The following is a 10461-nucleotide window of genomic DNA, read 5'->3' on the forward strand; positions in this document are numbered from 1 at the left end:
CGCCGATGCCGTACCAGCAGGCCGAAGAGTTGTTCATTCAGCGATGGCAGAGCCGTGGGTCAGCTGGCGGGATCGACGAGGACGCCGGGGTTGAGGATCCAGGACGGGTCGAGCGCGCTCTTGGTGGCGCGCAGCGCCAGCGCGACCGGGTCCGGACGCTGCCGGTCGTACCACGGTCGGTGGTCGCGGCCCACGGCGTGGTGGTGGGTGATGGTGCCACCGGCGGCGAGCAACGCGTCGGAGACGGCATGCTTGATCTGGTCCCACTGGGCGAGGGTGGCACCCCAGCGGCCGGTGGCGTACACGCCGAAGTAGGGGGCGGGACCGTCCGGGTAGACATGCGTGAAGCGGCAGGTGACCACACCGGTCGCGGCGACGGCCCGGAGCGCTTCCCCGGCCGCGTCGAGCACGGCGGCGCGCAGGGCGGGGAATCGGTCCCAGGTGCAGGCGGTCTCGAACGTCTCCACGATCATCGACCGGGCGGCGAGCGCGTCGCGCTGGTACGGCATCCGCAGGAACGCCGAGCGCCAGGCGTCGGCGGCGGTCCGCTGCCGTGGGCCGGACGGGTCGTCGCCGCGGGACGGCTCCGGCAGGGCTCCCCCGTGGTCGCGGCAGAGCTCGACGGCGCGGTCCAACCACGGTGTGACCGGGTGGTCGGCGGACTCGAAGCCCAGGACGAGCACACCGCCGCTGGTGGCGACACCGGCGTTGAGGAGAGCCTCCACCGGGTCGAGCAGCCGGCAGTTGCTCGGGTACAGGCCGGACTGGGCGATGGCCCGGGTGGCGGCGACCGCCCGGTCGTAGTCGGTGAAGTGCACCGAGGCGCCCGCCCGCCAGCGGGGCCGGTCCTGCAGCCGCATCCACGCCTCGGTGATGACGCCGAGCACGCCCTCCGAGCCGAGGAACAGCCGATCCGGGGACGGCCCGGCGCCAGAGCCGGGCAGCCGGCGCGACTGGCTGATGCCCGCCGGGGTGACCACCCGCATCGACTCCACCAGGTCGTCGATGTGGGTGAGGACGGTGGCGTAGTGACCGCCGGCGCGGGTGGCCAACCAGCCACCCAGGGTGGAGAACTCGAACGACTGCGGGAAGTGCCGCAGGGTGAGGTCGTACCGCCGAAGCTGATCCTCCAACGCCGGGCCGAACACACCGGCCTGGATGCGCGCCGCCCGGCTGGTCGGGTCCACCTCCAGCACCCGGTCGAGGCGCCCGAGGTCGAGACTGACCGCCGCGGGATACGCGTCGTCGAGCCTCGGCTCCACACCGCCAACCACCGACGAGCCGCCGCCGTACGGGATCACCGCGATGCCCCGGCCGGCGCACCAGTCGAGCACATCGACGACGTCCTGCTCGGTCATCGGCCGGACCACCAGATCCGGCGGGTCGTGGACGTCCCCGCGCAGGTTGCGGACGACGTCCCGGAACGCCTTGCCGTGGGTGTGCGCGGCCCGGTCGGCGAGGTCCGTCGAGCACAGTCGGGCCAGTGACGCCGGCGGATCGACCCGCGGCGCGCGCAGGCCCAGATCGGCCACCAGCGGGGCGACGTGCGCGGTCAGGTCGGCGTCGGGCAGCAGGGTACGCACCCGATCCACCAACGCCGTGGCCTCCGCGCCGGTCACCGCGTCCTCGACGTGCCCCCAGCCCCACCACGAACGGTGTTTCCCGGCCACGCGGCCTCCCCGTCGTCCACCATCGCCAGACGGACTCGCCGGTAACGTACTCGACGGCCGGCACCACGTCGATGCCGTCGTCCGAGCCGCGAGATTTTCGGCCACGGGCCGGCGAAGAGCGCGACGGCGACCTGGGCGACTCCGGCGGCGACGAGAGTCGGGCCCGCGCCGACGACGCCGATGACCGCGCCCCCGGCGAGCAGACCGATGGACACCGCGCCGTCGTGTACGAGACTCTCCGCTGCGAAGGCCGCTCGCCGGTCGGCGCCATCGGTGCGCGTGCTGATGATCCGGTTGAGGGCGCCGATGCCGAGCGGCATGCAGAAGCCACCAACGGCGGCCACGCACGCCAGCAGGACGACGGACGATGCCACGGCGGGCAGGGCCATGAACGTCACGCCGAGGACGGCCCATCCGATCGCCATCGTCGCGAGCGCCGGCATTCGCGGAACGAGCATCGGCGCCAGCAGCGCACCGCTGAGCGAGCCCAGGCCGTATCCGGTCATGCCTGCCGCTATGAGTACCCCGGGCCGCCCGGTCTCGGCGCCGAGGATCGCGAGACCGAGGGTGAACGCGAACCATACGAGCCCGCCGACTCCCGACATCGTCACGGCACGACGGATGTCCCTGTGCTGCGCCAGCACGTGCCGCAGGGCCGGAGCACCGGCCGAACGGGCTGACGGGGCGACCGCCGCGGTGGCGCGAACGGTGAGCAGGAGGACCGCTCCCGCACCGACGCCGGTGGCCTCTGCCCAGAGCAGGGGCAGCGGTCCGCCGACGGCCACGGCCCACCCGGCCAGCGGTGGCGCCAGGATCATCGTGCTGCGGTGCAGGAGATCCTGCCAGGCCAGCAACTTCGCCGCGACGGTGGACCCGAGGCTGTCGCCGATGTCCGAGAGCACCGCCCGTTGCCCCGGGCCACTCAGAGCGGTGGCACATCCGGTGACCAGCCCGGCGACGGCGAGGTGAACCGCACTGACCGTTCCGACAGCCGCGCCGATCGGAACGACGAGCAAGCCGACCACCTGGACCGCGAGCACCCAGGCGAGGGCTCTGCCCGTGGTCAGTCGCTGACGCAGGCGCCTGGCCCACCAGGGCGAGGCGAGCATGGGCAGGCCCACCGCCCCACCGACCAACCCGGTGGACCAGGCGGATCCGGTCTCGGCGAGCGCGACGAGCGGAAGCGCGACGGCTGTCGTACGTTGACCCATCCAGCTCACGAAGGTGGTTGTCAGCATGGCGGCGATTTCGCGTCTGGCATTCACGCAGTAATCGTCGGGTGGGGCAGAAAGCGCTGGTAGTTGGCGGATCGGCATCGGAGCTCATAGCCTGGGGATATGAGCTCATTCCCCTCCGTCGAGGATCTCCGGTTGGTCGAGGCCGTGGCGCGGCACGGCTCTCTCGGAGCCGCCGGGCGGGAGCTGCTCATCAGCCAGCCGGCCGCGAGCAACCGCCTGGCCGCGCTCGAGCGGCGGGTCGGTGAACGGCTCTTCGACCGGGACACGACCGGGGCGCGGCCGACGCCGGCCGGTCGTGCGCTGTGCGCCGAGGCGACCCACGTGCTTGATCATCTGGGACGCATCTTCGACCGGACGCGCGCCGCCGCGCGGGCACGAACGTTCAACGTCGGCACCTTCAGCAGCCTCGCGCCGTTGCTCTTTCCGGCGCTCGACGTGCTGATGGACGACTCGACCGTCAACCAGGTGACGGACCATGGCGACAGGCTCGTGGAGTGGGTCGGCGAAGGGTCGCTGGACGCCGCGTTCGTCGCCGTCGCCAACCAGATGCGTCTACCCACCACCGTGAGCGCCGTACCGGTTGCGAGCGACCGACTGGCCGTCCTGACACCACCGGCAGCGTCGCTGCGCAAGGGCCGGCGGCCGTTCGCCGATCTCGACGTTGCCATCTACACCTACGACATGTCCACGGACACCCTGCACCAACGACTCTCCGGCCTCGGCGCCCGGCCTCGCACGGCGGCCACCGCGGAGACGGCCGTACGAATGGCGCGACTACTGGGATGCCCGGCCGTCCTGCCCCGCGGGCTCGGGCTCGCCTACGCCCAGGATGGGGACCGGGTGTCCGCCGCGCCCGTACCCGGCCGCCTCACGCTCTTCATGGTGAGCCGCCGCCCCACTCCGGCCGCCCTCGCGGCGGTGGTGAACCGGCTTGCTGGTCGCCTCGGGCTGCAGCGCCCAACGCCGGGACGAGCCGAATGATCCGGCCGGTACGCGCCTCGCCAACATTGATATCCGACATCAGCGAGTCGGTGATCCATCAACCATTGTCAGGGCGCACGGCGCCCTTTTCGCCGACTGCTCGGCCCCGGGGGCTCAGCCGGTAAATTCGTTGACGCCGAGGGCGAAGTCCCAGTGGCCAACCCCGTTGCCGGCGAGGCCCACCGTGACCACGCCCACTCCTTCCAGCCAGTGCGCCATCTTCAGGCCGCCGACGTCCAGCGGGCGCAGCCCGAGGCTCTCGATGAATGCCGCCACGCCCGCCTTGGCCTGCGCATTGTCGCCAGCGATGAAGACGTTGGGCCGGCCCTTCTCCAGGACATTACGGAAGATGGTGTTGAATGCCTTCACCACGCTGGCGCTGGCCGGGGCCACCTTGGCGACCTCCTGCGCGATCGAGGTCTCCTCGCTGTGGGCCAGTCCGTCGAACGTGGCGTTGAAGGGGTTGCTGATGTCGACGATGACCTTGCCCGCGAGGGCGTCTCCGTACTCGGCGACGACCGGAACGACACCGTCGTACAACAGGGCCGTGATGACGATGTCCCCGGCCGGGACGGTGCCCCACTTGCCCGTCGTCGCGCCGCCGCCCAGAGCCTCGGCCAGGTCATCGGCCTTGGACTGATCGCGTCCCATGACCTCGACGGTGTTGCCGCCCGCCACCGCGAGCGTGCCGATGGTACGGGCCATGTTCCCCGTACCGATGAGGGTGATGCTGCTCATGAGGGTGCTTCCTGTTCTCGAGGTGTCGCTCTGTCTCGTTGTGGGGTGGTGCCCGCGGCATTCCTGGTGTGTGCTCAGATGGCGGTGGTGCCGCCGTCGGCGACCAGTTCCAGGCCGTTGACGTAGCTGGAGTCGTCGGAGGCGAGGAACAGGGCGACGGTGGCGATTTCTTCGGGGCGGCCCATCTTTCCGCGGGGGATGAGGGACTCGAATGCGGCCTTGGTTGCCTCGTCGAACAGTTCTTCCTGCTTGGCGGTGGCGACCTGGCCGGGGGTCAGGACGTTGACCCGGATCTTGCGGTCGCGCAGTTCGTTGAGCCAGACGCGGGCCCAGGCCTGCTGGACGGCTTTGCTTCCCGCGTAGAGGCTCCAGCCGGGGAAGGCGCCGAGGGAGGCGTTGGATCCGGTCATGAAGATCGAGCCGTTGTCGTTGATCAGCGGCAGTGCCTTCTGCACGGTGAACAGGGTGCCGCGCGCGTTGAGCCAGAAGGCGCGGTGGAACTGTTCCTCGGTGATCTCGCCGAGGACGGCGGGTTCGCCCATCCCGGCGCTGGCCCACAGCACGTCGATCGAGCCCTTTTCCCGCTTGACGGTGTCGTACAAGCGGTCCAGGTCGTCCAGTTCGGCCGCGTCACCCTGGACGGCGGTGACGTTGCGGCCGATCAGCTTGACGGCGTCGTCCAGTGCTTCCTGCCGCCGGGCCTGGATGAAGACGTGCGCTCCTTCCTCGACGAACAGTTTGGCGCCGGCCAGTGCCATGCCGGTGGATCCGCCGGTGATCACCGCTACCTTGCCATCGAGCTTTCCCACGATCACTCCGTTGAATTGATGGGTATCCGAAACAGTTCGGTTCTTATATACACCGGGCTGTGTACGTAACGTACCCGATGACTGGTCGGGGCGCAAGCTACATACACCGGTCGGTACCGACCCCACCCGTGGGACGCCCGGTGCGCCATGGCGCACCGACGATCATCGGGACCGCTCTCGCCTTGCGAAATCGCGGTCATCGCGATCGGCGCACGGTCCAGGCATATGTACACCGTACTGTATGCTTAACGTAACCGATGATCAACCCGTACGCAAGCTATGTAGACCGGTCTGTACCGAACGGTCTATACTGAAGGCATGACGGAGTTGGAGAAGGGCCCCCTGGGCCGGCGCCGTGGCAGGGGCGCACGCGAGCGCATCCTCAGCGCGTCACAGCAGCTGTTCCGCGATCAGGGCATCAACCGCACCGGCATGGACCAACTCTGCGCCGTGGCCCAGGTGTCCAAGCGCACGGCCTACCAGCACTTCACCAGCAAGGACGAACTCGTCGCCGAATACCTGCGCCGATTCGATCCCGACGTCATGCCCGGAGTGTTCGAGCGCACCGACCTCACACCCCGCGAACGACTCCTCGCCGCCTTCGAGATACCCGCGTCCACGCCCCTGTGCCCCTACATCGGGGCGGCCGTCGAACTCCACGACCCCCAACACCCCGCATCCCAGTACGCACGCGACTACAAGACCGCCATCGCCGCGCGGCTCACCGAAACCGCCCGCGAAGCCGGCGCCACCAACCCCGAACAACTCGGCGAACAACTGGCGCTGCTCATCGACGGCGCCTCGGCCCGCACCCGAGTCCTCAACAGCGAATCCTTCCCCACCGCCGCCGCCATCGCCGCCGTCCTCATCGACAACGCCATCCCCGCGTCATCTCCTCGGCAGCCCAGCGATGACCGCGGAACTACCGGGTCTGCTCCCGTTCCGGTGGGCGGCCAATGACGGCCCGATCACGCCCCGTCGGCCGGAAGACGACGTCGAGTTCGGCGCGGCCGGAGCGGTAGCTGCCGGGACTCGGGCTGGAGAGCGGGTCGCGAGATCTGGCCGCGGCCATCCGTACGTATCGTCGACTGAGTGACGGGCGTCGGCGGGCCGGACAGCGGTACGTCATCCCCGGAGTAGGGGACCACTCGCGCGCCGGTGGTGGCGGTTCGCTCAGGGCAGCGGGCCGTCGTTCCGCGCGGTCGCGCTGAGGCGATCCCGGATCAGCGCGATCACGGTGTCGGCGGTCCGGTCGAGGTGACTGCGGCCATCGGGTAGCCGGGCCTCCGGGCTGATGTAGCTGCGCGGACCCACGTGGGTGGCCGGGTCGAGGCGGTGCACGGTGATCTTCCCTGCGCGGTCGGCCCGGTTCCATCCGCTCCGGCGGAACAGCCGCCACCGCTGCGGGAACATCCAGGTGGCGACCCGCTCGATCCGGTCGCCGGCACTCGTGAGCTGGTCGAGGTGCTGGGCGTGGCTGATGTCGTTGGCGCCGTTGTGGAACCCGCCGAGAGTGATCAACCAGAGCGGAGGACGCAGCTGGGACCACAGTTCGTCCACCGCGCCGGTGGCGACCTGGGCGCCACCGCTGTAACTGAGCATCACCACGGGAATGCCGCTGTCGCGCCGATAGCCGGCGTCTCGGAGCTGAGTGGCGATCTGCGAGCCGACGGCGCGGTTGTACAGGGGACGGTACCGGCGGTCGGCGGCGACGAAGGTCTGCATCACGTTGTGCAGAAACAGCACCAGACCGATGCGGCGGCGCAGCCAGACCCACACCGGCCGGTCGGCGAGCGGCAGAGCCAGCGGGGAGTACGGCTGCACCTGGCCCAGCACCCTGAGCTCCGGCGCTCCGGCGATCAGGGCCTTGACCAGTCGGCCGCCGTCGCGGGTGTCGTGGAAGCGGCGTTTCCCGATACCGTCCAGATAGACCAGGTACGCGTCCGGGGGGCGGTCCGGGTCCGCGCCTCGGGCGGGGGGCATGCCCTTAGGTCGCGCCGCGGTGGGGCTCCGCCAGCCTGCGGCGTAGACCACCACCTCGTAGCGGGCGAGCAGTGCTTCGGCGAGCAGGACCGGTCCGATCCCGCCGAGCAGCAGCAGGAGCGCAAGTTCGATCACGGAAACCGCTCCGGTGCTCTTGTCGTGTTGAGCCGCACGACCAGGCGGCGGATGCCCTCGACGGCGACGCCGAGCCCGACTCCCGCGACGGCCACGCAGCCGGCGGCATCCCACCAGCCGAGCCCGGCCACCGTGGCCAGGGCAGTGGCGAGGCCGGCCCCCACTCCCACCATGAGGACCAGGTGCAGCAGCGGCCCGAGCAGCGGAAACGCGAGGACCGCGGCAAGCAGCAGCGGGGCGGCCAGGCACGGTGTCCAGGCCAGCGCGGATTCGTCGGACGACGCGGCGGGCAGCACCAGCTCGGCGAGGGTCCACGCGGACAGTGGCCAGAGCGCGAACACCGCGCCGTCGACCACGGCGCCGGCCAGCACCATCACCAACACCCTGGTGTGCGACACGCCGGACAGGCGTGCCACCACGGGCAGGAGGCGCCCGACGGCCTCGGACAGCCCGGCGAACAGCAGCATGACGGCGACGACCGGGGACATCGGTCAGCCCTGCGGTGGCAGGTCGGCAGAGGCCGGCTGAGCGGACGAGGCGGTCCGCTGCACGTAGCGCTCGAGTTCGTCGGCGGCGCGCGTATAGCCGCCTGCCTCGCGCTGGGCGACCCGCAGGGTGTTCGCGGCGGCCCGGAATCGGGGCTCGTCCAACAGGCGCCGGGCGAGGGCGCGCAGGACCTCCACCGTGACGTCCTCGGTGCGGATCGCGAGGCCGGCATCGAGCTCGACGATGCGGGACGCCACCAACGACTGGTCGGCGCCCTGCGGGACCACCAGCATCGGGACGCCGGCGTACAGGGCCTCGTTGACGCTGTTCACCCCGCCGTGGGTGATGAACAGCGCTGCACGGGACAGGACTTTCAGCTGCGGTACCGAGCGGTGGACGATCACGTTGGCCGGCAGCTGACCGACCGTGGCGGGGTCGGTGGGCCCGGTGGAGACGATCACGGTGCCGCCCAGCGGGGCGAGCGCGTTGGCAAAGGTGCGCAGCAACTGCGGGTCGGCGCCGAACACCGTGCCCAGCGAGGCGTAGAGCACCGGATCGCGCAGCTGATCGAGCGGGAACGACGAGTCGGCTGGGCGGGCACCGATGCTCGGCCCGACGAACCGGTAGGACTGGTCGAAACTGTCGGCCTCGGGGTGGAACGCCCGCGAGGTGTAGACCAGGTTGAGCGGCTGGCGGATGTTCGCCAGGTCGATCAGGGGCACCGCTTCCGTGTCGTACCGGCGGCTCAGCTCCCAGCGCGACTTCAGGTACCCCGCGGTGGGGCGGGGCTTGACCGCCGCCGCCGCGAGCAGCTCCCAGGAGCCGTGGGTGGGGCTGGGCACGTGCCGGTTGAACGCGAACGTGGTGAACGACGACGCCGCCGGTACGTCGAGTTCGCGGGCGACCACCGGCCCCCACAGGCAGAGGGAGTCGTGCACGACCAGATCCGGCCGGGCACCGCGCAGATCGGTGAGGACGGCGGGCAGCACGCGTACGGCGGTGCGCGCGAGCTGCTCCATCACCGTGACGGGCGTCGGCGGGCCGGACAGCGGTATGTCATCCCCGGAGTAGGCGACCACTCGCGCGCCGGTGGTGGCGATTTCCTCCGCGTAGGCGGGCGTCGTGTGGTAGGTGACGGAGTGGCCACGGCGCACAAGCTCAGCCACGACCGGCAGCGTCGGGTTGATGTGCCCGTGCATGGCGATGTTGAGGAACGCGATCGCGCTCATCGGCCGACCCTGGACGGGGGGAAGACCCGCGCCCGACAACACGTAACGATCATGATCCGCCTTCCTCGGTGACAGGGTAGACGCTGCCAGATGGCCCAGTGCCGCGGGCAGAGTTCTCGCCCTGGTTCGCGCGTGCTCCCCCACGTCGCGCGGGTCCTGGCCGCAGTCGGGCCGGCTGCCGGCCCCGCCACCGGGCACGGCCGACCTCCGTCCAGCTCACTCGGCACGGGCGGCACGCGTTTCAGCGGCACGCGGCCGCGCTGGAGCACATCGTCGGCGCCGCCACGCGCCAGCGGAGCCAACCAGGCCGGTGATCGGCAGTTGAACACGGGAAGTACGTGCGACGGCGAGCACAGCGGGAAGGTCGGTTGGATGAATGACCCATCGGAGCTGGCGCGAAGCGCGCTCCAGCGAATCCACCAGGCTGCCGTGAGACATCGGGACCTTGAGCTACACCACGCGGCCGACGACATCGTCCGAGCGGCCCTGGCGAGGGGCCTCGATCCGGGGCCTGTCGAGTCGTACCGCCCCTGCCCCATGTGCGGTGCCGAGGCGGGACAGTTGTGCATCAACGTCCCTGGTCACCCCGTGACCCCGGCCGACATGCACCTTGAGCGTACGCAAAAGGAGACCCCGTAGAGACCTGGTTTGGTCCCGGTAAGCCCTCGAAGGCGACCTCGCCAGGCTCTGCGGGCAGCTACCGCACGCAGCCCATCTCCATCAACGGGGCCTTGACCCTGTTCGGTAGGCCGACCGCGCGAAGCATGCGGTCGGGTTGGCGGCGCAGTCGCTCCATCGCCCGCGCCGTCGCGTCATCGGCCGGCAGGAGAACGACCAGCTCCTGCGCGTCGGTTCGCGGCAACTCGAGCTTCTCCCGCTGCCACCGAAGCTCCTGCCCGATGGGATGGTTGAGCCGAAACGGGGCGGGCGGTGGGGGCAGGTGGCGGTTGAGTCGTCGGGTGAACTCCATGCCAGCCAGGGGGGCGAGCTCGGCACGGAACCATTCGGAGGTTTCCGCAGAAGGCCCCAGCCACAGGTCGAAGGCACGCTCGTCGGCCACCTGCTCCCAATCGGGGAAGAATGTCCGGGCACGCGAATCGGTGAACACGTAACGCGTCAGGTTTGGCGTTCCGCTCTCGAGCAGCCCGATCCCACGCATCAGCAAGTTGTTGCTCAACCAGGGCGACGACAA

The 10461-nt window shown here is 70.4% G+C and carries 10 protein-coding genes; 2 read left to right on the plus strand and 8 right to left on the minus strand.

The features are described from left to right. Positions 1-59 precede the first annotated feature (59 nt). Positions 60-1670, minus strand: coding sequence for an FAD-binding oxidoreductase (locus ACFYPS_RS25575; protein WP_387327558.1), 1611 nt, complete (start codon positions 1668-1670; stop codon positions 60-62). Further along, positions 1616-2935, minus strand: coding sequence for an MFS transporter (locus ACFYPS_RS25580; RefSeq protein ID WP_387327561.1), 1320 nt, complete (start codon positions 2933-2935; stop codon positions 1616-1618). Before ACFYPS_RS25580 ends, ACFYPS_RS25575 begins: the two co-directional genes overlap by 55 nt. 72 nt (positions 2936-3007) lie before the next feature. On the opposite strand from ACFYPS_RS25580, the gene ACFYPS_RS25585 reads away from it, so the two are divergent. Then, on the plus strand, positions 3008-3889 hold the full coding sequence (locus ACFYPS_RS25585; protein WP_387327564.1) for a LysR family transcriptional regulator: 882 nt from the start codon (positions 3008-3010) through the stop codon (positions 3887-3889). 114 nt (positions 3890-4003) lie between these two features. Here the strand turns inward: ACFYPS_RS25585 and ACFYPS_RS25590 are convergent, their stop codons facing one another. Further along, positions 4004-4627, minus strand: a complete 624-nt coding sequence (locus ACFYPS_RS25590; protein WP_387327568.1) for an NADPH-dependent F420 reductase — start codon at positions 4625-4627, stop codon at positions 4004-4006. 74 nt (positions 4628-4701) lie between these two features. Further along, the gene (locus tag ACFYPS_RS25595; RefSeq protein WP_354965747.1) at positions 4702-5436 is read right to left on the minus strand and encodes an SDR family oxidoreductase; all 735 of its coding nucleotides are present in this window, start codon (positions 5434-5436) and stop codon (positions 4702-4704) included. A gap of 318 nt (positions 5437-5754) precedes the next feature. On the opposite strand from ACFYPS_RS25595, the gene ACFYPS_RS25600 reads away from it, so the two are divergent. Then, a complete protein-coding gene (locus ACFYPS_RS25600) occupies positions 5755-6396 on the plus strand; it encodes a TetR/AcrR family transcriptional regulator (protein WP_354965748.1) in 642 nt (213 codons plus the stop codon). Positions 6397-6609: 213 nt separating this feature from the next. Here ACFYPS_RS25600 and ACFYPS_RS25605 read toward each other — a convergent pair whose 3' ends face one another. The 4 genes from ACFYPS_RS25605 to ACFYPS_RS25620 all read right to left on the minus strand — a co-directional run bounded on the left by ACFYPS_RS25605 (position 6610) and on the right by ACFYPS_RS25620 (position 10446). Next, positions 6610-7554, minus strand: a complete 945-nt coding sequence (locus ACFYPS_RS25605; RefSeq protein ID WP_387327572.1) for a hypothetical protein — start codon at positions 7552-7554, stop codon at positions 6610-6612. Continuing rightward, complete coding sequence (locus tag ACFYPS_RS25610) at positions 7551-8042, minus strand: hypothetical protein (RefSeq protein WP_354965750.1); 492 nt, start codon at positions 8040-8042, stop codon at positions 7551-7553. Before ACFYPS_RS25610 ends, ACFYPS_RS25605 begins: the two co-directional genes overlap by 4 nt. A 3-nt stretch (positions 8043-8045) precedes the next feature. Continuing rightward, positions 8046-9269 (minus strand): macrolide family glycosyltransferase, encoded by a 1224-nt coding sequence (locus ACFYPS_RS25615; protein WP_354965751.1) that lies wholly within the window; start codon positions 9267-9269, stop codon positions 8046-8048. A gap of 697 nt (positions 9270-9966) precedes the next feature. Beyond that, on the minus strand, positions 9967-10446 hold the full coding sequence (locus ACFYPS_RS25620; RefSeq protein WP_354965752.1) for a hypothetical protein: 480 nt from the start codon (positions 10444-10446) through the stop codon (positions 9967-9969). Positions 10447-10461 lie beyond the last annotated feature (15 nt).

The sequence above is a fragment of the Micromonospora sp. NPDC005087 genome (assembly GCF_042872965.1).
Classification (GTDB): domain Bacteria; phylum Actinomycetota; class Actinomycetes; order Mycobacteriales; family Micromonosporaceae; genus Micromonospora.